This is a genomic window from Bradyrhizobium sp. HKCCYLS3013 (assembly GCF_051167615.1).
GTDB lineage: Bacteria > Pseudomonadota > Alphaproteobacteria > Rhizobiales > Xanthobacteraceae > Bradyrhizobium.
On the sequence record NZ_JBNPTK010000001.1, the window covers coordinates 285,878 to 311,348 of the forward strand.

The following is a 25,471-nucleotide window of genomic DNA, read 5'->3' on the forward strand; positions in this document are numbered from 1 at the left end:
GTCTGACAGAAACGTCGGACGCATCCATCGGGCATCATCACCGCTGCAGCGCAAACGAGGAGCGGCCGGCCAATCCGGCCATGGTCACACGCCTCCGTTGCCTCGGCTGTCGAACGGCCGCGTTGTGATGCGCCGTGCCGAGGTCTGAGATGACCCGCGGACGAGCTGCAAAGGAAGTCGGAGAGCTGCCATGAACGCCAATGTCAAACTGCCTGCCGCCAAGGGCGTCTTCATCGACAACAAGTGGCAGCCCGCGCAGTCGGGCCGCACCATTGCGATGCTGGCGCCGGCGACCGGCCAGGTGATCGCCTCGATCGCGGCAGGTGATGCGGCCGACATCGATCTTGCGGTGGCGGCGGCGCGCCGTGCGCTCGAAGGGCCGTGGGGCCGGCTCGCCGCAGTGGAGCGCGGGCGCCTGCTGTCGAAGCTCGGCCGCCTCGTCGAGGATCATGCCGAGGAGCTCGCGAAGCTCGAAGCGGCCGATACCGGCAAGCCGATGAAGCAAGCCAGGGCTGACGTCGTCGCCGTCGCGCGCTATTTCGAATATTACGGCGGCGCCGCCGACAAGGTGCATGGCGACACCATTCCTTTCCTGGACGGCTTCTTCGTCACGACCGTCTACGAGCCGCTCGGCGTCACCGGCCATATCATTCCATGGAATTATCCGGGGCAGATGTTCGGCCGCACCGTCGCGCCGGCATTGGCGATGGGCAACGCGACCGTGATCAAACCGGCCGAGGAGGCCTGCCTGGTGCCGCTGCGTCTTGCCGAGCTCGCGGCGGAAGCCGGCTTCCCCGCCGGTGCGATCAACGTCGTGCCGGGTCTCGGTGAGGAGGCGGGTGCGGCGCTGTCGGCGCATGACGGCATCGACTTCATCTCCTTCACCGGCAGCCCCGAGGTCGGCACGCTGGTGCAGACCGCGGCTGCGAGGAATCACATCGGCTGCACGCTTGAGCTCGGCGGCAAGTCGCCGCAGATCGTGTTCGCCGACGCCGATCTCGATGCCGCATTGACTTCGGTGGCCGCGGCGATCGTGCAGAACGCCGGCCAGACCTGCTCGGCCGGCTCGCGCGTGCTGGTGGAGCGCTCGATCTGGGACCGCTTCCTCGCCGACCTCACCTTGCGCTTCGAGAAGATCACGGCCGGTACGCCGGAGATGGACCTCGATCTCGGCCCGGTCATCAGCGCGGTCCAGAAGACGCGGATCGAAAACATGCTGGCGCGCGCTGAAAGCGGCGGGGCCAGGCGCGTGGCGACAGGCAGGATCGCCGAAGGCGTGCCCGGCGAGGGCTTCTACGTCGCACCGGCACTGTATCAGCACGTCGCGCGCGACTCCGAGCTGGCGCGCGAGGAGGTGTTCGGTCCGGTGCTGGCGGCGATGCCGTTCGACGACGAGGCCGACGCCGTCAGGCTCGCCAACGCCACCGATTTCGGCCTGGTCGCCGGCGTCTGGTCGCGCGACGGCTCGCGCGCGATGCGCGTCGCGCGCAAGGTCAAGGTCGGCCAGATGTTCGTCAACGGCTACGGCGCCGGCGGCGGCATCGAGCTGCCGTTCGGCGGCATGAAGAAGTCGGGCCACGGCCGCGAGAAGGGCTTCGAGGCGCTGTACGAGCTCGCCGCGATGAAGACCCTGATCGTCAAGCACGGCTAGATCAGTGGAGCCGGGGCTCCGGTCAATTCCGCCGCACGGACGCGACGACGCATGCCGTGCGGCGTTGTTGTCAGTCCGCGCGGCGAAGCGCTAATGACGTCAGGTGTTAAAAGGGAGACGAGCGGATGAGCGACGAAAAGGAATTGTTCGAGAAGGGCCTGAAGGTGCGCCGCGAGGTGCTCGGCGCGGCCTATGTCGATGGCAGCCTCGCCAAGGCCGACGACTTCATGATGGCGTTTCAGCACATCACCACCGAAATGTGCTGGGGCTATGCCTGGACCCGGCCCGGGCTCGATCGCCGCACCCGCAGCATCATCAATCTCGCAATGCTGACCGCGCTCAGCAAGCCGAGCGAATTGAAGCTGCACGTCAAGGGCGCGCTCACCAACGGCGTCACGGTCGACGAGATCAAGGAGATCCTGCTGCACGCGACCGTCTATTGCGGCATTCCCGCGGGCCTCGAGGCGTTCAAGGCGGCCCATGAGGTGCTCCTCGCCGAAGGCGCCATCGCCAAGAAGGACGGCGCATGAGCGCGCCGCAAAGGGTCCTGTTCGTCGGCATCGGCAACATGGGCTGGCCGATGGCCGCGCGCCTGCTCGGCGCCGGCTTTGCGGTTGCCGTCAATGATGCCGTGCCCGGGCGCGCCGAAGATTTCGTGCGCCAGGTCGGCGGCACCTTGGCCGCGGATCTCGCTGTGGCCGCGGGGCAGGCGGATGTCGTCATCACGATGCTGCCGACCAGCAAACATGTCGCGGACGCGGTCGCGGCCTTGCGCGCTGGCCTGAAGCAGGATCACATCCTGATCGACATGAGCTCCGGCGCGCCGGCGGCCACGCAGGCGATTGCGGCCGATCTCGCCCCGCTCGGCGTGACCATGCTCGATGCGCCCGTGAGCGGCGGCGTGCCGCGCGCGGTGACCGGCGAGCTCGCGATCATGGCCGGCGGCGATGCCGCCGCGCTCGACCGCGTCGAGCCGCTGCTGCGCGCCATGGGCACCACGATCCACCGCATCGGCGGTCTCGGCTCTGGCCAGGCGATGAAGGCGCTCAACAACCTCGTCTCCGCCGGCGGCTTCCTGATCGGCATCGAGGCGCTGCTGATCGGCCAGCAATTCGGCATCGATCCCGGCCTGATGACCGACGTGCTCAACGCCTCGACCGGCATGAACAACTCGACGCAGAAGAAGTTCAGGCAGTTCGTGCTGTCGCGCCAGTTCAACAGCGGCTTCGGGCTCGACCTGATGGTGAAGGACCTGTCGATCGCGCTCGAGGTCGCGCGCGCCGCCGGCGTGGCCGCGCCGTTCTCCAATCTCTGCCGCGAGCTGAGCGCCAGCGCGCAGGGGATGCTCGGACCGGGCCAGGACCACACGGCGCTGGCGAAGCTGAGCGAGGCGCTGGCCGGCGTCGAGCTGAAGGGCTGACTACCCCTGGCGCCGCAGGAAGCCGGTGATCGTCACCTTCTCCCAGATCCCGGCCGCGGCGAACGGGTCGGCGCGATTGAAGGCTTCGACCTCGGCGCGGCCGGCAGCCTCGACCAGGAACAGGCTTCCGATCATTTTCGATCCGTCGTCGGAAACGAGCGGACCGGACATCACGATGGTGACCGGAAGGCGGGCACTGTCGCCGAGATAGGCCTTGTGCGCGTCGTAGTTGGCAAGCCGGACCGGCAGCGCGTCGCGCTTGTCGAGGGCATGAATCGCAAACAGCATGAATTCTCTCCGCAAGTCGAAGCAGGACGGCGGCGTGCCGTCCTGCTTCCGGACTGATGGCTGATCCTATTTCGCGCCGAGCTTGCCGGCATCCTCGAAGCTCGGGCAGGTCCGCTGTTCCAGCGCCACGTCGAACGGCTGGTAATTGTCCTTGGTGATGACCGTCGGCTTCAGCACGATCTCGTTGATCACCGGCTGGCCGCGCAATGCGCGGACGGCCATCATGGTGCCGAGGCAGCCCTGGGCGAAGCCGTTGTAGTCGCCGCTGGCGAGCAGCTTGCCGGACTTGATCGCGTCGATCGCCTCCTTGGTGCCGTTGATGCCGATCACCTGCGCCTTGCGGTTGGCGCCGTCCAGCGCCTCGATCGCGCCGACCGCCATCGCGTCGTTGGCGGCGAGCACGCCGTCGATCTGCGGGTTGGATTGCATCAGGTTCTCCATCACCTGCAGCGCCTGCAAGCGCTGATAGTTGCCGGGCTGCGACGCCAGCAGCTTGGCGCCGGGGTTCTCCTTGAGCGCGTCGTTGAAGCCGCGGACGCGGTCGACATTGGTCAGCGAGCCCTTGACGCCTTCGATGATGACGATGTTGCCCTTGCCGCCGAGCGTCTTGAGCAGGAAACGTCCGGTCTCAAGGCCCAGGCTGTAGTCGTCGGCGCCGACGAAGGCTATGAACTTGCCGCCGGCCGAGCGGTCGGTGATGTTGACGACAGGGATCTTGGCGTCGTTGATCTTCTCGACCCCGGGCACCATCGCCTTGTAGTCGACCGGCGTGAACACGATGGCGCTCGGCTTCTTCACCACGACGTCCTCGATCTGGCTGAGCTGCTCGGGGATCGAGTCCGGCTTGGTCGGGATGTAGTGCAGGACCTTGGCGTTGAGCACCTTCGCCATGTTGTCGGCGCCGACCCGCACCGTCTGGAAGAACGGATTGGTCTGGTTCTTGGTGAAGACGGCGATGGTCTCGCCGTCGGCGCGCGCCTGCGTCGCGCCCGCGGCGATCAGCAGTGACAGAGCGAGACAGCGCGTGATCCGATGTTGCATGTCGTTTCCTTCCCTCGTTTTTTGGTTGTCTTCCAGTTCATTGCGTCGGGCGCCTTGTCTTCATGTCGAGCCAGACGGCTATGATCACGATGATGCCGGTGACGAGCGGCTGCCAGTTGGCGCTGATCGCGAGCAGGTTCATGCCGTTCAGCACCAGCGTCAGGATCAGGGCGCCGATGAAGGTGCCGAACACGGTGCCGACGCCGCCGAACAGCGACGTGCCGCCGATCAGCACCGCGGCGATCGCCGGCAAAGTTAGGCTCTCGCCGATGTCGGCCTCGGCCGAGTTGAGCCGCGACAGGAAGATGATGGAGGCGAGCCCGGCCATGGTGCCGGACACCGTGTAGACCAGCAGCAGCCGGCGCGCGACCGGAATGCCGGAGAGCCGCGCCGCGACCGGATTGGCGCCGATCGCGTAGATCTCCTGGCCCCAGATCGTGCGCTGCGCGAAGAACGATCCGATCGCGAGGAACACCAGCAGCAGATAGACCGGGATCGGCAGCCCGAGCAGATAGCCGCTGCCGATCTGGCGGAAGCCCGCGGGAAAGCCGTGGATGGTCTCGCCCGCCATGTACCAGTAGGTGACGCCGTTCAGCACCCACAGCATGCCGTAGGTGGCGATGAAGGAGGGGATGCGCAGCGCCGTGACCATGAAGCCGTTGAGGAAGCCGACGCTGCCGCCCGCGAGCAGCCCGGTCAGGATCCCCAGCATCGGCGAGCCGGTCTGATGGATCACGGTGCCGGCGAGACACGCCGACAGCGCGACGTTGGCGCCGACCGACAGATCGAGGCCGGCGGTCAGCACCACCAGGGTGAGGCCGGAGGCGATGAAGAAGGTCAGGCTCGCCTGCCTCAGCACGTTGAGGATGTTGCCGAGGCTGAGGAAGGAGTCGCTCAGCACGGTCAGCGCCGCGCAGATCAAGAGCGCGGCGAGCATGCGATAGAACACCTGCGCTGCATTCTGCGACAGGAGCGAGCGCGGCGGCGGCAGCGTGTCCTTGGCGATGTCGGTCATGACCGGCTCCGCAGGCCGTCGAGGAACATCGCGACGATGACCAGCGCGCCGACGCTCGCGACCTGCACCGAGGACGGCAGCGACACCAGGTTGAGGCCGTTGCGCAGCACGCCGACGGCGATGACACCGAGCACGGTGCCGAGCAGCCAGCCATTGCCGCGCTCGAACGAGGTGCCGCCGACCGCGACCGCCGCGATGGCGTCGAACTCCATCCCGAGCCCCGCGGTCGGATGTCCCGAATTCATCCGCGCGGTCATCAGCAGACCGGCGATCCCTGCCATCGTGCCGCCGATCGCGTAGACCGCAATCAGCAGCCGTGTCGGCGACAGGCCGGCATAGCGCAGCGCTTCGCGGTTGCCGCCGAGCGCGAAGACGTAGGTGCCGAACCTGGTATGATACAGCAGGCCGTGAAACACGGCGTAGGTGGCAAGCCCCATCACGATCGGCACGGGGATGCCGAGCAGCGTCGCCGCATAGATGTCGCGCACGCCGTGGGGAATGCCGACGACGCTCTGGCCGTCGCTCACGATCAGCGACAGGCCCTGCGCCATGCCGAGCGTGGCGAGCGTCGCCACGAACGGCGGAATCCCGACGACCGCGACCAGCCAGCCATTGACGGTGCCGAACGCCGCGCCGACCAGCACCGCGGCGCCGAGGCCCAGCAGCACGGACTTGGTCGCGAGCGAGACGATGGCGACGCAGAGCGAGGTCAGCGTCAGCACCGCGCCCATCGACAGGTCGAGCCCCTCGGTCATGATGATCAGGGTCATCGGCAGCGCGAGCATGGTCAGGATCGTCGACTGCACCAGCACGTTGGACAGGTTCGCGGCCGACAGGAAGCCCGGCGCGATCGCGCCGAACAGCGCGATCAACAGCACCAGCACGATGGCGACGCCTGGGATGCGCTGCAGGGATCGGATCGGCGAGACGATGGCGGTGTCACTCATCATGCATCCCCAGTCGCACGATATTCTCCTCGGTCAGCTCGCCCCGTGACAAATGCCCGGCGATGCGGCCTTCGCGCATCACATAGGCCCGGTCGCAGACGTGGCAGATCTCGATCTGCTCGGACGAGATCATCAGCGCGGCCGCGCCGTCGGCGACCAGCCGGTCAATCAGCGCGAAGATCTCCGACTTGGCGCCGACGTCGATGCCGCGGGTCGGCTCGTCGAAGATGAACAGCCTGGCGCCGGCCGCCAGCCACTTGCCGATCACGACCTTCTGCTGGTTGCCGCCTGAGAGCAGGCCGACCGTCTGCCGCGCCGTGGGCGTTGCGATCCGCAACTGCCGGATCAGCCCGTCGGCCGTGCGCTGAGCGCCGCGGGGATCGTACAGCCCGCTCGGAAACAGCTTCTTCAGCGCCGACACCACGAGGTTGTCGCCGACGGAGCGCAGCAGCGCCAGGCCCTCGCTCTTGCGGCTCTCGGGGATCAGCGCGATGCCGCGGCGCGCGGCGATGTCGGGCTCGCCCGCGATCGGCTTGCCGTCGAAGATGATCTCGCCTTCGCTGACCGGATCGGCGCCGAAGATCGCGCGCGCCACCTCGGTGCGGCCGGAGCCAACGAGACCGCACAGGCCGACGATCTCGCCCCGCCGCACCTCGATGTTGATGTTGGCAATCCCGCTCGGCGCGCTCAGTCCCTTGACCTCCAGCACGAGCTCGCCGGGCGTTTCCACGAAATGGCGCGGATAGCTCATGTCGATATTGCGCCCGACCATCATGCGCACGAGCTGGTCGGGGGTGACGTCGGCGGGCCTGAGATCGTCGATGCGGCGGCCGTCACGCAGAACGGTGATGCGGTCGCCGAGCGCGAACACCTCGGCCATACGGTGCGAGATGTAGACGATGGCGACGCCGTCGGCCTTCAGCCGCCTGATCAGCGCGAACAGCAGCTCCGCCTCGCGGTCGGACAGCGCCGCGGTCGGCTCGTCCATCACCAGGATCCGCGCATTCTGGCTGATCGCCTTGGCAATCTCCACCATCTGCTGCTGCGCGACGCCGAGCGTGTCGACGATGACGGAGGGATCGATGTCGAAGCCGATGCCCTCGAGCACGCGCTTGGCATCGGCCAGGATTTTGCGGCGGTCGATGGTGCCGGGGATGCGGCCCTTCGGCTCGCGGCCGAGAAAGATGTTCTGCGCGATGTCGAGGAACGGCACCAGCGAGAATTCCTGGAAGATGACGGCGATGCCGAGCTTCTGCGCGTCGGCCGTCGATGATATCTCGACCTTCGCGCCCTTGGAGATGATCTCGCCGGCATCGGCGCTGTAGGCGCCGCACAGCACCTTCATCAGGCTGGATTTGCCGGCGCCGTTCTCGCCGAGCAGCATGTGGACTTCGCCCGGGTAGATCGCGAACGACACGTCGTCCAGCGCCTTGACGCCCGGAAACGACTTGCTGATGCCGCGCAGCTCCAGCAGCGGCGCGGGCGATGGAGCTGCGATGGCGGCCGCCGCGCTCATGACGGTGCTCCGCCGGCGAAGATCTTGCCCGGATTCATCAGGCCGGCGGGATCGAGCGCGGCCTTGATGGCGCGCATCACGGCGACGGCCCCGCCGAGCTCGTCCTCGAGATAGTCGATCTTGCCGAGGCCGATGCCGTGCTCGCCGGTGCAGGTGCCGTCCATCGCGATCGCGCGCGCCACCATGCGCGCCTGCAGCGCCTTGGCGCCGGCGAGCTCGCTGTCATCGCTGGGATCGACCAGGATCAGCATGTGGAAATTGCCGTCGCCGACATGGCCGACGATCGGCGCGAGGAAGCCGCTGGCGTCGGCGTCCCGGCGCGTCTCGGTCAGGCATTCGGCGAGCCGCGAGATCGGCACGCAGACATCGGTGATGACGGCGCGCGCACCGGGCCGCAGGCCCAGGCCGGCGTACAGCGTGTTGTCGCGCGCGTGCCACAGCCGGCTGCGGTCCTCGGCCGCCTTGGCCCAGGCGAAGCCGCGGCCGCCATGCTCGGTCGCGATCGCCTCCGCCGTCTGCGCCTGCTCGGCGACGGCCGCCTCGGAGCCGTGGAATTCGAGGAACAAGGTTGGCGCTTCCCGATAGCCGAGCTTGGAGTAGGCGTTGATGCCGCGCATCATGACGTCGTCGACGAGCTCGATGCGGGCGGCGGGGACCGCCGACTGGATCAGGGCGATCGCGGTGTCGACCGCGTCGTGCAGGGTCGGGAAGCTGCAGGTCGCGGCCGAGATCGCCTGGGGCAGCGGATGCAATTTCAGCGTGATCTCGGTGATCACGCCGAGCGTCCCCTCCGATCCGACGAACAGCCGCGTCAGGTCGTAGCCGGCGGCCGATTTGCGCGCACGCTTCGCGGTGCGGATCACCCGGCCGTCGGCCAGCACCACCTCCAATGCGAGGACGTTGTCCTTCATGGTGCCGTAGCGCACCGCCATGGTGCCGGAGGCGCGGGTCGAGCTCATGCCGCCGATCGAGGCGTCGGCGCCGGGATCGATCGGAAAGAACAGGCCGGTCGTGCGCAGCTCCGCATTGAGCTGCTTGCGGGTGATGCCGGGCTGCACCACGACGTCCATGTCGGCCTCATGCACGGCCAGCACCTTGTTCATGCGGGCGAAGTCGAAACAGACGCCACCCGCGGCCGCCGCGGCATTGCCTTCGAGCGAGGTGCCGGCGCCGAACGGCACAATCGGCATGCCGGCATCGGCGCACAGCCCGACGATGGCGCTGACCTCCTGCGTCGTCTCCGGGAATACGACGATGTCGGGCGGCATCGCGGGATAATACGACTCGCTGCGGCCGTGCTGATCCAGCACGCCGCGCGCGACGCTCGCGCGTGGTCCGATCAGGCACGAAAGCCGCTCGGCCAATGCGCCGGTGCCGACCCGCAACTCCATCGTTCCTCCCGTCCGCTTCCTCGACGACGACAGGACTCTTGACGGTCCTTGTCGTCCGCTCAGCTCAAGCCCGATCGCCGCGCTCCGCAAGCGCTTTCAGGCCGAAGTCGTAGTTGAGATGGAAATATCCCTCCGCCACCATGCGGCCATCTGGCGCACGGCCCGGCGGGCAGCGCGTGAAGTCGCGGATCAGGCTGTCCTTGACGCCGAACACGACGTCGGAATCGAGATACTGGTCGCCGGCGACGAACACATGGGTCACCAGCCGCTCGAAGCCCGGCGCCGAGATCATGAAATGCACATGCGCCGGCCGCCACGGATGCCGTCCCTGCGCCGCCAGCATGTCGCCGACCGGCCCGTCATCGGGGATCGGATAGGCGGCGGGCTTGATCGACCAGAAATGGAAGCGGCCGCCGGCATCGGTGCGAAAGCGCGCGCGCATGGCGAGATCGCCGATCTGCTCGAGCCGCTGCACGTCGTAATAGCCGTCATCGTCGGAGTGCCAGACGTCGACCACGGCGCCAGCGAGCGGCCGGCCGTCGGTGCGCGACACCGAGCCGGTGACGAGCAGCGGATCGCCCTTCATCGGCCCCGCGATGTCGTCGCCATTGGCGCGCTCCGGCGCGGCCTGGACGAAGAACGGGCCGAGCACGGTGGTCTCGGTGGCGCCTTCAGGCACGGGATGATTGATGGCGTCGACCAGCATGGAGACGCCGAGCGTGTCAGACAGCAGGATGAATTCCTGGCGCTTGTCGTCGCACATCTGCCCGGTGCGGGTGAGGAAGTCGATGCCGAACTCCCATTCCTGCTGGGTCGGACGGACCTCGCGCACGAAGGCATGGAAATGGCGCACCAGCGCCTCGCTGACCTGCTTGATGCGCGCATCGCTCGCGCCCGCCAGGCGGTCGAGCACGGCATCCGTGATCGTGGTCTCGTTGAAGTTGCGCACGAGGCGGCTCCTTTCAGACGGGCTCGCCGAGCCCGGACAGCCGTTCGACATGACGGACAGTGGCAAGGAAATCGGTCGTGGCCTCGCCCTGCGCGATCAGCGCGGCATAGGTCTCGCGGACCTGCGCCGCGAGCTGCAGCGGCACGCCGACGGCGTGTCCGGCGCCGAGAATGAGATCGAGATCCTTGGCCATCTGCGCGCAGGAGAACGTCGCGGCAAAGTCGCGCGCCAGCAGCGGCGCGGTCTTGTACTTCACCATCGGCGAGGCGACCGCGCTGTCGTGCAGCACCTGCAGGATGTCCGGCCAGGCGATGCCGCCCTTGCGCGCCAGCGCCAGGCTCTCGGCCATCATCGCCGCGGTCGTCGCGATCATCAGGTTGACGGCGAGCTTGGCATAGCGCGCCTCTTCGGCGGCGCCGAGATAGGTCTGCGCGCGCGTGAAAGCCTGCAGCAGCGGCGTGATCCGCGCGAAGGCCGCTTTCGGCCCGGACACGAAGCAGGTCAGCTCGCCGGTGTGGGCGATGCTGGCATTGCCGGAGATCGGCGTGCGCAGATAAGCGACATCGCGCGCGCCGGCGGCCGCGGCGACTGCGCTCGAGGCGTCGACGCCCACGGTGCTGGTCTCGATCAGGATCGCGCCCGGTGCCATGGCCGCGATCACTCCGCCGTCGCCGAGCATCGCCGCGCGCAGCGCGGTGTCGTCGGGCAGGGACGCGATGACCACCGCATGGTCACGCGCCGCCGCCGTCGCGGACGTTGCAGCGACGATGCCGAGCGCGCGCGCCTCGCAGAGCCGCTCGGCGTTGGGATCGAACGCCGTGACGTCATAGCCGGCCTTGGCGAGCCGCGCCGCGATCGGCAGGCCGATCTTGCCGATGCCGATGAAGGCGAGGCGTTGGTCAGGAAGGGGCATCGATGCCGTCCGTCATTGGCTTGATCTGCCATGTGGTCTGGAGCCGGGCAGGGGGCGGCCGGGCAGGCCGTCGAAGATGAACGCCCCGGTCACGCGCCGGTCGCCGCAGAGAGGGGATAGTCGACCTGGAAGCGGCCGATCCTGATGTCGCCGAGCTCCTCGCGCACGCGCAGGTGCTCGGGGTGCGAGGCATAGGCGTGCAGCGCGGCACTGCTGGCGAATTCGGAGAACAGGACGACGTCGCAGGCGTAGTCGACGTCGCTGACATCGAGACCAACCTCGATGTGGGTGAGGCCGTCGATCCGGCCCTTGAGGCCCTCGAACAGGGTCTTGACCTTGAGCCGGGCTGCGGCGCGGTCGGCGGCCGTCTCGGCGCGTAGCCGCCACATCACGATGTGCCTGATCGGCCCCGTCATTCGTGCGTCCTCACCTGTGCCTTGTTCTTGTCGGGCGATTTTGCCTTGCAGGAAATGGAAATAAAGCCCAAAAATTGTAACTCTGTTTTCCGCTCAGCGTAACAATTCGGCGCAACAATGGACCGTCTGCTCCAGCTCGAAGTGTTTTCCAGGACGGCGGAGCTGGGCAGCCTGTCCAAGGCCGCCGAGTCCTTGCGGATGTCCAACGCAGCGGCGAGCCGGCATCTCAGCGCGCTGGAGGAGCGGCTGGCGGTGCGCCTGATCGAGCGCAACACCCGCCGTCTCTGGCTGACCGAAGCCGGGCAGGAGCTGCTGCAGCGCTGTGGCACGCTGCTCAACGAGCTGGCCGAGGCCGAGGACGCCGTCAGCGACCGCGCGCTGTCGCCGCAGGGCATGCTGCGCGTCACCAGCTCGCTGTCGTTCGCGACGATCTATCTCGCGCCGATGCTGCCGGCGTTCCGCGCGATGTATCCGAAGCTGAACCTGCAGATCATCGCCGCCAACCGCTATCCGGATTTCATCGAGGCGGGCATCGACGTCGCGATCCGCACCCGCGAGCATGAGCCGGACTCGGGCATCGTCGTCCGCCGCATCGGGCAGATGCGGCGTGTGCTGGCGGCGGCGCCGTCCTATCTCGCCAGCCGCGGCCGCCCCGTCGTTCCCGCCGATCTCGTGCGCCACGACATGCTGATCTACAACCTTGCCAACGATCCCTATTCCCTGTCCCTGCGCAACGGAACGACGGCCCAGAGCATCCGGATCGCGCCGACGCTCGACAGCAATGACGGCCAGGTGATCAGGGGCGCGGCGCTGGCCGGGCTCGGCATCCTGATTCAGCCGCTCTACATCGTGCAGGGCGACATTCTGGCCGGCCGGCTGGTGCCGGTCCTGCTCGACTGGGAGCTGCCGCTCCTGACGATGAACATTGCCTACCAGAACCGCGTCAGGCTGCCGGCCAAGATCAGGGTGTTCGCCGATTTCCTCGTCGACCACATCCGGACCCATTCCGACCCTGGGATCTGGATCGAGCCGCCGAAGCCGGATTGAGCCGATGCCCCGCGTGCCGGGGGGGAGGGTGTGTTCCGAAAAAAATAAATAGCTTGCTATTTTTCTGAAATCATGTTCTCTTGCGTGCAACCCGCCTCGAGCAGAGGGACGTACGCGTCGTCACGATACGTTGAGGTGGGCTGCGATGGACGTGACGGCTGCGCCAGACGAGCGTAGTTGGCACGGACGGCGAAGTCGTGTGGTCCTGGCCTCTCGACGCTGAGGTCAAGTCTGCGGTGGTTGCCTGACGGCACGCGCGGGCGATGGGGGCAAGAAAGCCGATCCCCAGGGAGCAACTGTCTTTTTTGTAGACCGGTGATCGGCCGGCCTCAAGGCTGGCGCGAAGGCGCGCCACCGCCTTCGGCGGCTGACGGCCTTGACCCCGTCCGCTCGCCGGTCTGTTGGCTTGGCGTGCGCTCGGGCGGAGCCCGAGCGGCTATGAGGCGCTCGACCCGTTCACAACGTGGAGCGCCGGATTCCACTTTTGGCGGCGTTTGACCATGACGTTGAGAATGCAGATCAGCTTGCGCATGCAGGCGGTCAGCGCGACCTTCTTCAACTTACCTTGGGCGAGCAGGCGCTCGTAGAAGGCCTTCAGGACTGGATTGCACCGCGTCGCGGCGCCCACGCAGGCCATGTAGAATGTGTTGCGAGTTCTGCGGCGTCCGCCCTTGACGTGCCGATCCCCGCGACGCCGGCCACTGTCATCATCGTACGGCGCAACACCCAGCAGCGCCGCGACGGCTTTGTCGCTGGTCTGGCCGAGCTCCGGCATGGTTGCTATCAGCGTAGCACACGTCGTGCGGCCGATGCCCGGAACGCTTTCGATGATCTCGGCGAGCTCCGCAAAATGCGGCGTGCTTTCGATCAGGGCGGAGATCTCTGCCTCGAGCTCGGCCAGCTCGGCGCTGATCGCCTTGGCGATGCGCGTATGCAGACGCTGTACTTCTACAGGCAATTTATGCTCGCCCTGGTTCTTCAGTCTGACCAGCATATCTTTCGTCGCTTGGCGCACATTGACCATCTGCTGAAGCTTCTCTCGGGCGGCATCGTAGGCTTGCACCGCAGCTTCGTTGAAGGTCTCGGCGAACCAGGCGATCGTGTCCGCATCGATACTGTCGTTCTTGGCCAGGCGCCCGGCCGATTGAGCGAAGCTCCGCACCCGCTTTGGATCGACGATACGAACGTCGATCTTGGCGGCTCGCACCAGTTTGGCCCACTCCCGCTCGTAGCCGCCGCTGGCCTCCATCACGACCTTGGTGACGCCGTGCCGGCGCAGCCACGCCACGAAGTCGCGCTGGCCTTCCTTCGTCCTTTCAAACATCTGCTTGGACCCGGGCGCTCGGGTACAAGCATCGACCTTATCCTTGGCGACATCGACACCCGCGACAACGAGATCATTCTGTGCCATCATCCAGCTCCCTTCCTTGCAAGGTGCGGGCTCGAAGCCCGTGCAACTGTTCGGGTTGAAGGAAGACACCGGACCTGTCCCACGCTCCCCGACAGGCTCTAGGGCCTTTGAGCACGATCGGGCTCAGATCCAGCGACGGGCGGTTGGTCAGAACCGCCCGTTCGCACATTCTGGCAGGTTTCGAACACACAAGAGCACGAAGGACACCGTAAAGCCATCGCGCGGGGAAGGCCGGGTCTGTCCGGCTGTACCTGTGGTACCTGCCGCCTGCATTCTTTTGAGCAGGCGGGCCACGGGCCTCAGCCGAGGTCCGGCCTTCCTCGCGCCCTCTCGTTTCAGGGCGATATGATCGATGCATCACCTCGGGCACGGTGTGCCGTGGGGCGCGATGACGCGTGTCATGAGGCGGCGGAGCGGCCAACCAACCTTTCCGCTGTCGTCCCGGACAAGCGCGCAAAGCGCGCGCAGATCCGGGATCCATAACCCCAGGGAGGAGTTCGAGGCACGATGATGGACCGGCCGCCAAGCCACAACCGCTGCGGAGTGGGTCCCGGGTCGGCGGCCGTCACCGCTTCCCGTCGCCGACCTTGCCTGGAACGACACCGATGATTTGGCGGCCCCTTGTGGCAACTTCCACGTCGGGCGCAGCGGCCGCATGGGGTCGATGAGGTTGCGCGCGGCATCGCCGGGTCCTCCAATCTCGTTGAGCAGTGCTCGCAAACGGCGAGGGGCGGAGGCCCGCATGAAACCCCGCCCGCGCTCCGTAAAAACTCGGGTCAAATTCTAAATATCAAGAATTATCAACGGCTTGTGACTGTCATCCGACTGTCATCGAACCTTTATAAAAGCCACACTGAGGCCCCGTAAAGCGGCCGGGGAAGCGCAATCGGGCGCAGATGGCGCTTCGCTTCCCGAGCATGGAGACCAGCTATGAATTTCGTCAAAGCTATCGTCGCTGCCGGCTTGGTCGCCGCATCGACGTCGGCGTTCGCTGCCGACATCACCGGTGCGGGCGCGACGTTCCCGTTCCCGATCTATTCCAAGTGGGCCGACGCCTACAAGAAGGAGACCGGCAACGGTCTGAACTACCAGTCGATCGGCTCCGGCGGCGGCATCAAGCAGATCCAGGCCAAGACCGTGACCTTTGGCGCCACCGATGCGCCGCTCAAGGCCGAGCAGCTCGAGAAGGACGGCCTGGTGCAGTGGCCGATGGTGATGGGCGGCATCGTGCCGGTCGTCAACCTCGAGGGCGTGAAGCCGGGCGAGATGGTGCTGGACGGCGAGACGCTCGCCAACATCTATCTCGGCAAGATCACCAAGTGGGATGACGCCGCGATCAAGAAGCTCAACCCCAGCGTCAAGCTGCCGTCGGACGCGATCGCTGTCGTCCGCCGCTCCGACGGTTCGGGCACGACCTTCAACTTCACCTATTATCTCTCCGAGGCGAGCGCCGACTGGAAGAGCAAGATCGGCTTCAACACCGCGGTCGAGTGGCCGGTCGGCGTCGGTGCCAAGGGCAACGAAGGCGTGTCCGGCAACATCGGCCAGACCAAGAACTCGATCGGCTATGTCGAGTACGCCTATGCCAAGCAGAACAAGCTGACCTACACGGCCATGGTGAACAAGGCCGGCAAGACCGTGCAGCCGACCGTCGAGGCCTTCCAGGCCGCCGCCGCGAATGCCGATTGGACCAAGGCCCCCGGCTACTACGTGATCCTCGCCAACCAGCCCGGCGACAAGTCCTGGCCGATGACGGCCGCGACCTTCATCCTGATGCACAAGGAGCCGACCGACAAGGCCGCGTCCGCCGAGGCGATCAAGTTCTTCAAGTGGTCGTTCGAGAAGGGTGGCAAGATGGCCGAGGAGCTCGACTACATCCCGATGCCCGACAGCGTCGTGAAGCTGATCGAGAAGACCTGGTCTGCCGACATCAAGAGCTGAGCTGGACGTATCGAAAATTCCCCTCTCCCGGCCGCCGGGGGAGGGGTGCTACCGGGGTTGAGGCGTGTCCAAGGAACAGGGGGCGGAATTGGCAGAGATGGCGGTTCAGACCGAAGTCGGCGACATCGCGGCTGCTGCCGGGCCCTACGACCGGGCGCGCGCGCTCAGTGCCTTCAAGCTTGGCGACGTCACCTTTTACTGGATCACCCGGCTCGCCGCGATCTCGGTCCTGTTGATCCTCGGCGGCATCATCATCTCTCTCATCATCGGCGCCTGGCCGGCGATGAAGGCCTACGGCTTCGAATTCCTGTGGACGCGGCGCTGGGCGCCGTCGGCCGATCCGCCGGTGCTCGGGGCGCTCGGCCCGATCTACGGCACCCTGGTCACGTCCTTCATCGCGATGCTGATCGCGATTCCGGTGGGTCTCGGCATTGCGATCTTCCTCACCGAGCTGTGCCCGCAATGGCTGCGCCGTCCGATCGGCATTGCGATCGAGCTGCTCGCCGGCATTCCCTCGATCATCTACGGCATGTGGGGCTTCTTCGTTCTGGGCCCGTTCCTGGCCTACACGTTCCAGCCGTTCATGATCAATCTCTGCTCCGGCATCCCGGTGCTGCAGGACATCTTCGCCGGTCCGCCGTCCTATCTCAGTCTGTTCAACGCCTCGCTGATCCTGGCGATCATGGTGCTGCCCTTCATCACCTCGATCTCGGTCGACGTGTTCAAGACCGTCCCGCCGGTGCTGAAGGAAGCGGCCTACGGGGTCGGCTGCACCACCTGGGAGGTCGTGCGCAGCGTCGTCATTCCCTACACCCGTGTCGGCGTCATCGGCGGCGTCATGCTGGCGCTGGGTCGTGCGCTCGGCGAAACGATGGCGGTGACCTTCATCATCGGCAACTCGTTCCGGATCTCATCGTCGATCTTCGCGCCGGGCACCACGATCTCGGCCGCCATTGCCTCTGAGTTCCAGGAGAGCGACGGCCTGCACCAGTCGAGCCTGATCCTGCTCGGCCTGCTGCTCTTCGTGCTCACCTTCTTCGTGCTGGCGAGCGCGCGCCTGATGCTCATGCGGCTCCAAGCAAAGGCGGGAAAATAAGCCATGTCCAGCGCAGATTCGCTCACCGCCGATACGCCGGTCAATCCGATCTATGCGCGCCGACGCCGCAGGGACATCGTGATCCGCGGCCTCTGCGTCGCCGCCGCGCTGTTCGGCGTCACCTGGCTGGCGCTGATCCTGTTCACGCTGTTCTATAACGGCCTCGCCGGCCTCAGCCTGCAAGTGTTTTCCGCCGACACCCCGCCGCCGGGCTCGAGCGAAGGCGGCCTGCGCAATGCCATCGTCGGCTCTCTGATCATGACGGTCATCGGCGTCGGCATCGGCGCGCCGCTCGGCCTGTTCGCCGGCACCTATCTGGCCGAGTACGGCCGCAACGACCGCCTGACCTCGGTGATCCGCTTCATCAACGACATCCTGCTGTCGGCGCCCTCGATCATCATCGGCCTGTTCATCTATGGCGCTGTCGTGGTGCCGATGGGCGGCTTCTCGGCGCTCGCTGGCTCGCTGGCGCTGGCGGTCATTGTCATCCCCGTGGTGCTGCGCACCACCGAGGACATGCTGCTGCTGGTGCCCAACCCGCTGCGTGAGGCGGCCTCGGCGCTCGGCCTGCCGCGATCGCTGGTGATCCGGCGCATCGCCTATCGCGCGGCGCGCTCGGGCCTGATCACCGGCGTGCTGCTGGCCACCGCCCGCGTCGCCGGCGAGACCGCGCCCTTGCTGTTCACTGCGCTGTCGAACCAGTTCTGGAGCCTCAACCTCTCCAAGACGATGGCCAACCTGCCCGTCACCATCAACAACTTCGTCCAGAGCCCCTATGCCTATTGGAAGCAGCTGGCCTGGAGCGGAGCCCTTCTGATCACTCTGGCCGTGCTCGCCCTGAATGTCAGTGCACGCATTCTCGGCGCCGAGAGGAACGCAAAATGACCGACCTGTCCGTATCCGTCAGCCAGCCCAATCCCGCCGCGCTGAACGGCAAGGTTTTGCCGGAAGCCCCCGCCAAGGTGACCGCGCGCAACCTGAACTTCTATTACGGCGATCACCACGCGCTGAAGAACATCAACCTGTCGCTGGGGACCAACCGCGTCACCGCGTTCATCGGCCCGTCCGGCTGCGGCAAGTCGACCCTGCTGCGCATCTTCAACCGGATGTACGATCTCTACCCGGGCCAGCGCGCCGTTGGCCAGCTCATGCTGGACAACACCAACATCCTCGATCCCAAGCTCGACCTCAACCTGCTGCGGGCCCGGGTCGGCATGGTGTTCCAGAAGCCGACGCCGTTCCCGATGACGATCTACGAGAACATCGCCTTCGGTATCCGGCTGTATGAGAAGATCTCCAAGTCGGAGATGGACGACCGGGTCGAGAAGGCACTGCGCGGCGGCGCGTTGTGGAACGAGGTCAAGGACAAGCTCAACGCTTCGGGCCTGTCGCTGTCAGGCGGCCAGCAGCAGCGGCTGTGCATTGCGCGCACCGTGGCGGTCCGGCCGGAGGTGATCCTGTTCGACGAGCCGTGCTCGGCGCTCGATCCGATCTCGACCGCCAAGGTCGAGGAGCTGATCCAGGAGCTCGCCGAAAACTATACGATCGCCATCGTGACGCATAACATGCAGCAGGCGGCGCGCGTCTCCGACAAGACCGCCTTCATGTATCTCGGCGAGCTGATCGAGTTCGACGACACCAGCAAGATCTTCACCTCGCCGAGCGATCGGCGGACCCAGGATTACATCACCGGCCGGTTCGGCTGACGCCGACGACATTGACTTCAGGAGATCATCATGGCCAGTGAACATACCGCCAAGGCGTTCGACAGCGATCTGCAGGATCTCACCCGGCTGGTGTCGGAAATGGGCGGCCTCGCCGAGCGTCTGATCGTCGATTCCGTCGATGCGCTGGTGCGGCGCGACATCGCGCTCGGCCAGAAGGTGGTCGCCACCGACGCCGAGGTCGACAAGCTGCAGCGCATCATCGAGGAGCGCGCCGTTCTTACCATCGCCCGGCGACAGCCGATGGCGGTCGACCTGCGCGAGATCGTCGGTGCGATGCGGGTCGCCACCGATCTGGAGCGCATCGGCGATCTCGCCAAGAACATCGGCAAGCGCGTCGCGGCGCTGGAGAGCGACTTCCATCCGCTCAAGCTGATCCGCGGGCTCGAGCACATGACCGACCTGGTGCAGTCGCAGGTCAAGACGGTGCTGGACGCCTATGCCGCGCACGACCTGCCGGCGGCGATGACGGTGTGGAAGGGCGACGAGGAGGTCGACGCCATCTGCACCTCGCTGTTCCGCGAACTCCTGACCTACATGATGGAGGATCCGCGCAACATCTCGTTCTGCATCCATCTGATGTTCTGCGCCAAGAACATCGAGCGCATCGGCGATCACGCGACCAACATCGCGGAGACCGTCTTCTATATGATCGAAGGCCAGCAGATCATGGACAAGCGCCCGAAGGGCGACATGACGAGCTTCGCATCGACGATCCCCGGCAACTGAGAGAGACGGTTCTGACATGGGCGCCCGAATTCTGGTGGTGGAGGACGAGGAGGCGCTGACGACGCTCCTGCGCTACAACCTCGAGGCCGAAGGCTACGAGGTCGAGACGGTGGCGCGCGGAGACGAGGCCGACACACGGCTGAAGGAGCGCGTTCCCGATCTCGTCGTGCTCGACTGGATGCTGCCGGGCCTGTCCGGCATCGAGCTGTGCCGCCGCCTGCGGGCGCGGTCCGAGACCCGGCAATTGCCGATCATCATGCTCACCGCGCGCGGCGAGGAGAGCGAGCGCGTGCGCGGCCTCGCGACCGGCGCCGACGACTACATCGTCAAGCCGTTCTCGGTGCCGGAGCTGCTGGCGCGCGTGAAGGGCCTGCTGCGGCGGGCGAGCCCGGAGCGGCTGGCGACCGTGCTGTCCTATGGCGACATCGAGCTCGACCGCGAGAAGCGCCGCGTGGCGCGCTCGGGACGGCCGATCGATCTCGGCCCGACCGAATACCGCCTGCTCGAGTTTTTCCTGGAGCATCCCGGCCGCGTGTTCAGCCGTGAGCAGCTGCTCGACAGCGTCTGGGGCCGCGACATCTATATCGACGAGCGCACGGTCGACGTCCATATCGGCCGCCTGCGCAAGCTGCTCAATCCGGGCCGCGAGCAGGACCCGATCCGCACCGTGCGCGGCGCCGGCTATGCGCTCGATGATCGCTTCGCCAAGAGCGAGCAGGTGTAAGGGGCGATCGGGCGTGAGGATGAAGCAGGTGTGAGGCGCGAGGGGGCCCGATTGAGGAGATCGTGGTCCGCTTTCCGCCACGCCGCCGCCGTCTTGATCATGTCAGCTCGGCGGCCCCTGACGATGTTTCGGTCCCAGCGGACGCCCTTGATCAAGATCATCATCATATCTCTAGCCGTCCTGCTCGGCAGCGCGGCGGGCGCCGCGGCCGCCGAGCTCGAAGACGCGGTCGCCGCGGCGGGAAACGGACAACACGCCGCGGCGATGCGCCGCCTGCTGCCGCTGGCCGCCAAGGGCGATGCGCGGGCGCAGTTCGACGTCGGCTTCATGGAGGCCTTCGGCTGGGGCCAACCGCGCAACCCCGCCGAGGCGCTGGCGTGGTATCGCAAGGCCGCCGATCAGGGCCTCGCCGTCGCCCAGCATTATCTCGGCATCGCCTATGTCAACGGCGAAGGTGTCGCGAGCAATTATGGCGAAGCCGGCCGCTGGTTCAGCCGCGCGGCAGCGCAGGGCTTCGCCCAGTCGCAATACATGCTGGGCCTGATGCTGCTCGACGGTCGCGGCGTGAAGCAGGACGTCGTGCAGGGCTACGCCTGGCTGGTGATGGCGGGTCGCAGCGGCGTGCGATCGGCCGGCCGCGACGTGCAGAGGGTCAAGCTGACGGAGCCGCAGCGCGTCCAGGCCCAGAGCGCCATTGCGGCCTGGCGGCCGAAGCCGGAATCGGCGGAGGCGGGCGTCGCCGCTCCGCGTCCGGAGCAACTGCTCGGGCTCGACCGCCACATCGGCGAGGTCGTCGATCCCACCTCGTGGCCGGCGTCGTCGATCGGCGTCGTCACCGTCGCGCAATACTCGACCGGCGGCTGGTGCACCGGCACTCTGGTCGCGCCGCGCGTCGTGCTCACCGCCGCGCATTGCGTGTTCAACGGCGTCGCGCAGGTCAGCCCCGGCAATGTCCGCTTCCTGGCCGGCATGAACAGGGGCACGCCGGCGGCATCGTCGGTCGCCGACAAGCTGATCGTGGCGCCGGACTTCGTCCCGACCCGGCACGACAGATGGTCGCTCGACCGCTCGCCCGCCGATTGGGCGCTGATCGTGCTGAAGGATGCGCTGCCGTCGAAGCCGGTCGCGGTCAAGGCGCTGACGCGCGAGGAACTGCAGGCTGCGACCACCGCCGGAACCATCTCAGAGATCGGCTACGGCCAGGAGCGGCGCTATTCGCCGACCGGCCAGCGCAATTGCAGCGCCGGCATGACCAGCGATGCCCGGCTGCTGACGGTGCATTGCCTCGCCAATTTCGGCTATTCGGGCTCGCCGATCCTGGCCGAGGTCGGCGGGCAGCCGACCGTTGTCGGCATCTTCTCGGCGTTCCACGAGGAGACCCGGCTGATGTTCGCTGCGCCCGCCAGCCAGTTCGAGGCGGTCGTGCAGCGCGAGATTGCGGCGCAGAGTGCCTCGGCGCGGTGAAGGGGGAGGGGACGAGAGAGGTCCCGCCGCTGGTCACGATCTGTGCGCGACTGGATAGCGGGTTGCCAAGCGAGCGGGCGATCCGGCAAGTGCAGCCGATTTTTTCCTGTAGCTTTCGCCTGCAGCGGGGCTTTACCGAACTGGCCTGGCTCTTGCTATAGTCCGAGTATGACGATTGTTCCAATTGATCATCCTCGTGCCCCGCGGCTGCTGTGGTGGCGGTCGCAGCCCGGCAGGACCGTTGCGCTCGTCGCTGGGCTGGTCGCGGCCAATGCGGTGGCCTGGGCCTGGGCATTCGCGCTCTACGCCGACCGGCCCGCCATCGTCGGCACCGCGATGCTGGCCTGGCTGCTCGGACTGCGCCATGCCGTCGATGCGGACCACATCGCGGCGATCGACAATGTGGTGCGGAAGCTCGTGCAGGACGGTCGCGCCCCGCGCGCCGCCGGCCTCTATTTTGCGCTCGGCCATTCCAGCGTCGTCGTGATCGCCACCATCGTGGTGAGCCTGGTGGCCGGCGCAGATCTGTTGAGTGAGGACAGCGCCATCCGCGCGATCGGCGGCACCATCGGCGCCTCGGTCTCCGCAGGCTTCCTGCTGCTGATCGCCTTCGCGAATCTGGTGCTGTTCGTGAACCTCTGGCGCCGCCCATCCCACCCCCATTCCGACATGGATGCCGCCGGTAGCGCCGGGCGGGGCCTGCTCATTCGTCTGCTGCGGCCGGTGCTCCGCGTCGTCTCCCGCGCCTGGCACATGTACCCGCTCGGCTTCCTGTTCGGCCTGGGCTTCGACACCGCCAGCGAAATCGGGCTGCTCAGCCTGTCGGCGACCGAGGCGGCGCGCGGGGCGAGCCTGGCGCATGTGCTGGTATTCCCGGCGCTGTTCGCCGCGGCGATGGCCACCGTCGACACCGCCGACAGCGTGCTGATGGCCGGCGCCTATCGCTGGGCGCTCACGGATCCCGCGCGCAAGCGGCGCTACAATCTGGTCATCACCGGCGCCTCGGTCGCGATCGCGCTGGTGATCGGCGGCGTCGAGGCGGTCGCGCTGCTGACGCCCCGGCTTGGCTTCACCGGCGGATGGGCCGAGGTCGTCACCGCGCTGGGCGATGATCTCGCCAACCTCGGGATCGTCGCCATCGGACTGTTCGGCCTGATCTGGGCGGGCGCCGTGCTGCTTGGCCGCCGTCCGGGCGGTTCCGAGGATGCGCCGGGTGAGGAGCTTGCCAGCGTTCGCGCCGGGGCGCTAAACCCGAGAACGAAATAGGATCGAGCGCGCGGGTACGGATGATGGCCGGCTCGGACGAAATGACCAGGATGCTGTGGCTGCAGGGCGCGAGCTGCGGCGGCTGCACGATGTCGATCCTGGAAAGCGGTGCGTCCGGCTGGTTCGACGAGTTGCGCCAGTCCGGCATTGACCTGATCTGGCATCCCTCTGTCAGCGAAGAGACCGGGGACGAAGTCGTCGAACTGTTGGAGGCGATCCGCGACGGTCGCGAGCGGCTCGATCTGCTGGTGCTCGAAGGCTCGGTGGCGCGCGGACCTGGTCAGACCGGCCGCTTCAACATGCTCGCCGGCACCAACCGCTCGATCTATCACTGGCTGCTCGATCTGGCGCCGCTGGCCGACTACGTCGTCGCCGTCGGTAGCTGCGCGGCCTATGGCGGCATTCCTGCTGCCGGCATCAACCCGACCGACGCGGTCGGATTGCAGTTCGAGGGCAGTGACATCGGCGGCGCGCTCGGCGCGGGATTCCGCTCGAAACGCGGGCTGCCGGTGATCAACGTCGCAGGCTGCGCGCCGCATCCGGGCTGGATGATGGAAAGCCTGCTGGCGCTCACCTCGGGCGATCTGACGGCAGACGGCCTCGACGCAGTCGGCCGTCCGACCTTCATCGCCAATCACCTGGCTCATCACGGCTGCTCGCGCAACGAGTTCTACGAGTTCAAGGCGAGCGCTGAGACGATGTCCGAGCGCGGCTGCCTGATGGAGCATCTCGGCTGCCGGGCGACGCAGGCGGTCGGCGATTGCAATCAGCGCTCCTGGAATGGCGGCGGCTCCTGCACCAAGGGCGGGTACGCCTGCATCGCCTGCACCTCGCCGGGCTTCGAGAGCACGCAGAACTATCTGGAGACGGCGAAGCTCGCGGGCATTCCCGTAGGCCTTCCGACCGACATGCCGAAAGCCTGGTTCGTGGCGCTCGCCGCGCTGTCGAAATCGGCCACGCCGCGCCGCGTACGGGTCAATGCGACGGCGGATCACGTCGTGGTGCCGCCGGGCCGGGCCAGTGACAAGCGCCGTCCATGACGCGGATCACGGTCGGGCCGTTCAATCGTGTCGAAGGCGACCTCGAGGTCAGGCTCGATATCGAGAGCGGCCGCGTCACCAGGGCGGAAGTGACGGCGCCGCTCTATCGCGGCTTCGAGCAGATCCTGGAGGGGCGGCCGCCGCTGGACGCGCTGGTGATCGCACCGCGAATCTGCGGCATCTGCTCGGTGTCGCAATCGATCGCCGCCGCCGCCGCGTTGCGCCAGGCCATGGGCATTGCGGCAGCGCCAAACGGCATCCTCGCGGCCAACATTGCCCATGCGGCCGAGAACGCGGCGGACCATCTGACGCATTTCTACATCTTCTTCATGCCGGACTTCGCCCGCGACGCCTACGTCGCGCACGCTTGGCATTCGGCTGCGGCCGAGCGTTTCGCGGCGACGAAGGGCAGCGCGGCTCGCGAAGCGTTGCCGGCGCGCGCGCGGCTGCTCGAGATCATGGGCCTGATCGCCGGCAAATGGCCGCACAGTCTCGCCTTCCAGCCGGGCGGGACCACGCGCGCGATCGAGCTCGGCGAGCGCGTGCGCCTCAACGCGATCGCGGCGTCGTTTCGCGGTTTTCTTGAACGCGCCGTGTTTGCCGACAGGCTGGAGAATGTGCTCGCCTTGTCGACGTCGGACGAGCTCGACCGTTGGCGCGAGGGCCGCGCCGGCGACTTCGCGCATTTCCTGCGCATCGCCGACGCGCTCGATCTGGCGCATCTTGGCCCGGGCTCCGGCCTGCTGATGAGTTTCGGCGCTTATCACGAGTCTGACAGTGCGCACTTCCGCGCCGGGCTTCGCACCCGCGATGGAACGACCGAAGCGCTGCCGTCGAATCGGATCACGGAGGACGTGTCACACGCCTGGATGCGTGCGACCTCGCTCGATCCGGCCGAGAGCCGGACCGAGCCCGACGCCGACAAGCCCGACGCCTATAGTTGGTGCAAGGCGCCGCGGCTTGCGGGAGAACCGGTCGAGGTCGGCGCTCTCGCAAGGCAGGCCATTGACGGTCAGCCGTTGATCTCCGCGCTGCTCGCGGGCGGTCGCAGCAATGTCCGCAATCGTGTCATCGCCCGGCTGATCGAGACCGCGCGCCTCGCGCTGGCGATCGAGCATTGGATCAAGGCACTGCGTCTCAACGAGCCGTTCTGCGACAACAGCACCAGTACGGCCGACGGCAATTTCGTCGGGCTCGTGGAAGCTGCGCGCGGCAGCCTGGGCCACTGGCTCGCGGTGCGCTCTGGCCGCATCGAGCGCTATCAGATCATCGCGCCGACCAGCTGGAATTTCTCTCCGCGCGACGCGGATGGGATAGCCGGTCCGCTCGAACAGGCGCTGGTCGGCACCGAGGTCGGCGATGCCGGCGCTCGTGCGGTCGGCATCCAGCACGTCGTGCGGTCGTTCGATCCGTGCATGGTCTGCACGGCGCATTGAGCGCGCTGCACACAGGTAGGCAGCAAGCGGAAACAAGCTTGTCGGT

The 25,471-nt window shown here is 66.9% G+C and carries 24 protein-coding genes; 14 read left to right on the top strand and 10 right to left on the bottom strand.

Annotation, left to right across the window (positions count from 1 at the left end; translation table 11 throughout):
* The first annotated feature begins 190 nt into the window (after nt 1-190).
* The 3 genes from ACQR1F_RS01310 (at nt 191) to ACQR1F_RS01320 (ending at nt 3,071) form a co-directional block, all read left to right on the top strand.
* Nucleotides 191-1,651 (top strand): aldehyde dehydrogenase family protein, encoded by a 1,461-nt coding sequence (locus ACQR1F_RS01310; protein ID WP_434880356.1) that lies wholly within the window; start codon nt 191-193, stop codon nt 1,649-1,651.
* Nucleotides 1,652-1,776: 125 nt separating this feature from the next.
* On the top strand, nt 1,777-2,181 hold the full coding sequence (locus ACQR1F_RS01315; RefSeq protein WP_316236905.1) for a carboxymuconolactone decarboxylase family protein: 405 nt from the start codon (nt 1,777-1,779) through the stop codon (nt 2,179-2,181).
* On the top strand, nt 2,178-3,071 hold the full coding sequence (locus tag ACQR1F_RS01320; RefSeq protein ID WP_315802042.1) for an NAD(P)-dependent oxidoreductase: 894 nt from the start codon (nt 2,178-2,180) through the stop codon (nt 3,069-3,071). Before ACQR1F_RS01315 ends, ACQR1F_RS01320 begins: the two co-directional genes overlap by 4 nt.
* On the opposite strand, the gene ACQR1F_RS01325 is transcribed toward ACQR1F_RS01320, so the two are convergent.
* The 9 genes from ACQR1F_RS01325 to ACQR1F_RS01365 form a co-directional block, all read right to left on the bottom strand.
* Nucleotides 3,072-3,359 (bottom strand): YciI family protein, encoded by a 288-nt coding sequence (locus ACQR1F_RS01325; protein WP_316236907.1) that lies wholly within the window; start codon nt 3,357-3,359, stop codon nt 3,072-3,074.
* Nucleotides 3,360-3,425: 66 nt separating this feature from the next.
* Nucleotides 3,426-4,400 carry a sugar ABC transporter substrate-binding protein gene (locus tag ACQR1F_RS01330; RefSeq protein WP_316236908.1) on the bottom strand — a complete coding sequence of 325 codons (975 nt, stop codon included), beginning with the start codon at nt 4,398-4,400 and terminating at the stop codon, nt 3,426-3,428.
* Between the two features lie 37 nt (nt 4,401-4,437).
* Entirely contained in the window at nt 4,438-5,415 is a 978-nt protein-coding gene (locus tag ACQR1F_RS01335) for an ABC transporter permease (protein ID WP_434912416.1), read from the bottom strand.
* Complete coding sequence (locus ACQR1F_RS01340) at nt 5,412-6,362, bottom strand: ABC transporter permease (protein ID WP_434912417.1); 951 nt, start codon at nt 6,360-6,362, stop codon at nt 5,412-5,414. The genes ACQR1F_RS01335 and ACQR1F_RS01340 overlap by 4 nt, the downstream gene beginning before the upstream one ends.
* Complete coding sequence (locus tag ACQR1F_RS01345; protein ID WP_434912418.1) at nt 6,355-7,878, bottom strand: sugar ABC transporter ATP-binding protein; 1,524 nt, start codon at nt 7,876-7,878, stop codon at nt 6,355-6,357. Before ACQR1F_RS01345 ends, ACQR1F_RS01340 begins: the two co-directional genes overlap by 8 nt.
* Nucleotides 7,875-9,269, bottom strand: coding sequence for an FAD-linked oxidase C-terminal domain-containing protein (locus ACQR1F_RS01350; RefSeq protein WP_434912419.1), 1,395 nt, complete (start codon nt 9,267-9,269; stop codon nt 7,875-7,877). Before ACQR1F_RS01350 ends, ACQR1F_RS01345 begins: the two co-directional genes overlap by 4 nt.
* Before the next feature lie 64 nt (nt 9,270-9,333).
* A complete protein-coding gene (locus ACQR1F_RS01355; protein WP_434912420.1) occupies nt 9,334-10,218 on the bottom strand; it encodes an intradiol ring-cleavage dioxygenase in 885 nt (294 codons plus the stop codon).
* 13 nt (nt 10,219-10,231) lie between these two features.
* Nucleotides 10,232-11,131, bottom strand: coding sequence for an NAD(P)-dependent oxidoreductase (locus ACQR1F_RS01360; RefSeq protein WP_316217772.1), 900 nt, complete (start codon nt 11,129-11,131; stop codon nt 10,232-10,234).
* An 89-nt stretch (nt 11,132-11,220) separates the two neighbouring features.
* Nucleotides 11,221-11,547 (bottom strand): Dabb family protein, encoded by a 327-nt coding sequence (locus ACQR1F_RS01365; protein ID WP_434912421.1) that lies wholly within the window; start codon nt 11,545-11,547, stop codon nt 11,221-11,223.
* Between the two features lie 117 nt (nt 11,548-11,664).
* Here ACQR1F_RS01365 and ACQR1F_RS01370 point away from each other — a divergent pair, with 117 nt between their 5' ends.
* Nucleotides 11,665-12,594: a LysR family transcriptional regulator gene (locus ACQR1F_RS01370; protein WP_316217771.1), complete on the top strand. Its 930-nt coding sequence runs from the start codon at nt 11,665-11,667 to the stop codon at nt 12,592-12,594.
* Between the two features lie 436 nt (nt 12,595-13,030).
* Here ACQR1F_RS01370 and ACQR1F_RS01375 read toward each other — a convergent pair whose 3' ends face one another.
* Nucleotides 13,031-14,005 carry an IS110 family transposase gene (locus tag ACQR1F_RS01375; RefSeq protein WP_316239658.1) on the bottom strand — a complete coding sequence of 325 codons (975 nt, stop codon included), beginning with the start codon at nt 14,003-14,005 and terminating at the stop codon, nt 13,031-13,033.
* 930 nt (nt 14,006-14,935) lie between these two features.
* Between ACQR1F_RS01375 and pstS the strand changes: the two genes are divergently transcribed.
* From pstS to ACQR1F_RS01425, 10 genes are all read left to right on the top strand, one after another.
* Complete coding sequence (pstS, locus tag ACQR1F_RS01380) at nt 14,936-15,946, top strand: phosphate ABC transporter substrate-binding protein PstS (protein WP_315802052.1); 1,011 nt, start codon at nt 14,936-14,938, stop codon at nt 15,944-15,946.
* 97 nt (nt 15,947-16,043) lie between these two features.
* Complete coding sequence (gene pstC / locus ACQR1F_RS01385) at nt 16,044-17,042, top strand: phosphate ABC transporter permease subunit PstC (protein ID WP_315802053.1); 999 nt, start codon at nt 16,044-16,046, stop codon at nt 17,040-17,042.
* Between the two features lie 3 nt (nt 17,043-17,045).
* Nucleotides 17,046-17,927 carry a phosphate ABC transporter permease PstA gene (pstA, locus tag ACQR1F_RS01390; protein WP_315802054.1) on the top strand — a complete coding sequence of 294 codons (882 nt, stop codon included), beginning with the start codon at nt 17,046-17,048 and terminating at the stop codon, nt 17,925-17,927.
* A complete protein-coding gene (gene pstB / locus ACQR1F_RS01395) occupies nt 17,924-18,748 on the top strand; it encodes a phosphate ABC transporter ATP-binding protein PstB (protein WP_315802055.1) in 825 nt (274 codons plus the stop codon). The genes pstA and pstB overlap by 4 nt, the downstream gene beginning before the upstream one ends.
* A gap of 30 nt (nt 18,749-18,778) precedes the next feature.
* Nucleotides 18,779-19,495 (top strand): phosphate signaling complex protein PhoU, encoded by a 717-nt coding sequence (gene phoU / locus ACQR1F_RS01400; protein WP_315713504.1) that lies wholly within the window; start codon nt 18,779-18,781, stop codon nt 19,493-19,495.
* A gap of 16 nt (nt 19,496-19,511) precedes the next feature.
* Nucleotides 19,512-20,219, top strand: coding sequence for a phosphate regulon transcriptional regulator PhoB (gene phoB / locus ACQR1F_RS01405; RefSeq protein ID WP_315754964.1), 708 nt, complete (start codon nt 19,512-19,514; stop codon nt 20,217-20,219).
* A gap of 147 nt (nt 20,220-20,366) precedes the next feature.
* Nucleotides 20,367-21,683 carry a trypsin-like serine protease gene (locus ACQR1F_RS01410; RefSeq protein ID WP_434912422.1) on the top strand — a complete coding sequence of 439 codons (1,317 nt, stop codon included), beginning with the start codon at nt 20,367-20,369 and terminating at the stop codon, nt 21,681-21,683.
* A 168-nt stretch (nt 21,684-21,851) separates the two neighbouring features.
* Nucleotides 21,852-22,949 carry a HoxN/HupN/NixA family nickel/cobalt transporter gene (locus ACQR1F_RS01415; protein WP_434912423.1) on the top strand — a complete coding sequence of 366 codons (1,098 nt, stop codon included), beginning with the start codon at nt 21,852-21,854 and terminating at the stop codon, nt 22,947-22,949.
* A 23-nt stretch (nt 22,950-22,972) separates the two neighbouring features.
* Complete coding sequence (locus ACQR1F_RS01420; protein ID WP_434912424.1) at nt 22,973-23,989, top strand: HupU protein; 1,017 nt, start codon at nt 22,973-22,975, stop codon at nt 23,987-23,989.
* On the top strand, nt 23,986-25,425 hold the full coding sequence (locus ACQR1F_RS01425) for a nickel-dependent hydrogenase large subunit (protein ID WP_434912425.1): 1,440 nt from the start codon (nt 23,986-23,988) through the stop codon (nt 25,423-25,425). The genes ACQR1F_RS01420 and ACQR1F_RS01425 overlap by 4 nt, the downstream gene beginning before the upstream one ends.
* Nucleotides 25,426-25,471 lie beyond the last annotated feature (46 nt).

Excerpts from the sequence above, each read along its gene's own strand:
- ACQR1F_RS01420 (WP_434912424.1), top strand. The coding sequence starts at position 22,973 with ATGGCCGGCTCGGACGAAATGACCAGGATGCTGTGGCTGCAGGGCGCG.
- ACQR1F_RS01360 (WP_316217772.1), bottom strand. The coding sequence starts at position 11,131 with ATGCCCCTTCCTGACCAACGCCTCGCCTTCATCGGCATCGGCAAGATC.
- ACQR1F_RS01340 (WP_434912417.1), bottom strand. The coding sequence starts at position 6,362 with ATGAGTGACACCGCCATCGTCTCGCCGATCCGATCCCTGCAGCGCATC.
- ACQR1F_RS01350 (WP_434912419.1), bottom strand. The coding sequence starts at position 9,269 with ATGGAGTTGCGGGTCGGCACCGGCGCATTGGCCGAGCGGCTTTCGTGC.
- phoU (WP_315713504.1), top strand. The coding sequence starts at position 18,779 with ATGGCCAGTGAACATACCGCCAAGGCGTTCGACAGCGATCTGCAGGAT.
- pstC (WP_315802053.1), top strand. The coding sequence starts at position 16,044 with ATGGCGGTTCAGACCGAAGTCGGCGACATCGCGGCTGCTGCCGGGCCC.
- ACQR1F_RS01365 (WP_434912421.1), bottom strand. The coding sequence starts at position 11,547 with ATGACGGGGCCGATCAGGCACATCGTGATGTGGCGGCTACGCGCCGAG.
- ACQR1F_RS01330 (WP_316236908.1), bottom strand. The coding sequence starts at position 4,400 with ATGCAACATCGGATCACGCGCTGTCTCGCTCTGTCACTGCTGATCGCC.
- phoB (WP_315754964.1), top strand. The coding sequence starts at position 19,512 with ATGGGCGCCCGAATTCTGGTGGTGGAGGACGAGGAGGCGCTGACGACG.
- ACQR1F_RS01310 (WP_434880356.1), top strand. The coding sequence starts at position 191 with ATGAACGCCAATGTCAAACTGCCTGCCGCCAAGGGCGTCTTCATCGAC.
- ACQR1F_RS01370 (WP_316217771.1), top strand. The coding sequence starts at position 11,665 with ATGGACCGTCTGCTCCAGCTCGAAGTGTTTTCCAGGACGGCGGAGCTG.
- ACQR1F_RS01375 (WP_316239658.1), bottom strand. The coding sequence starts at position 14,005 with ATGGCACAGAATGATCTCGTTGTCGCGGGTGTCGATGTCGCCAAGGAT.
- ACQR1F_RS01425 (WP_434912425.1), top strand. The coding sequence starts at position 23,986 with ATGACGCGGATCACGGTCGGGCCGTTCAATCGTGTCGAAGGCGACCTC.
- ACQR1F_RS01415 (WP_434912423.1), top strand. The coding sequence starts at position 21,852 with ATGACGATTGTTCCAATTGATCATCCTCGTGCCCCGCGGCTGCTGTGG.
- ACQR1F_RS01325 (WP_316236907.1), bottom strand. The coding sequence starts at position 3,359 with ATGCTGTTTGCGATTCATGCCCTCGACAAGCGCGACGCGCTGCCGGTC.
- pstA (WP_315802054.1), top strand. The coding sequence starts at position 17,046 with ATGTCCAGCGCAGATTCGCTCACCGCCGATACGCCGGTCAATCCGATC.
- pstS (WP_315802052.1), top strand. The coding sequence starts at position 14,936 with ATGAATTTCGTCAAAGCTATCGTCGCTGCCGGCTTGGTCGCCGCATCG.
- ACQR1F_RS01345 (WP_434912418.1), bottom strand. The coding sequence starts at position 7,878 with ATGAGCGCGGCGGCCGCCATCGCAGCTCCATCGCCCGCGCCGCTGCTG.
- ACQR1F_RS01315 (WP_316236905.1), top strand. The coding sequence starts at position 1,777 with ATGAGCGACGAAAAGGAATTGTTCGAGAAGGGCCTGAAGGTGCGCCGC.
- ACQR1F_RS01335 (WP_434912416.1), bottom strand. The coding sequence starts at position 5,415 with ATGACCGACATCGCCAAGGACACGCTGCCGCCGCCGCGCTCGCTCCTG.
- ACQR1F_RS01320 (WP_315802042.1), top strand. The coding sequence starts at position 2,178 with ATGAGCGCGCCGCAAAGGGTCCTGTTCGTCGGCATCGGCAACATGGGC.
- pstB (WP_315802055.1), top strand. The coding sequence starts at position 17,924 with ATGACCGACCTGTCCGTATCCGTCAGCCAGCCCAATCCCGCCGCGCTG.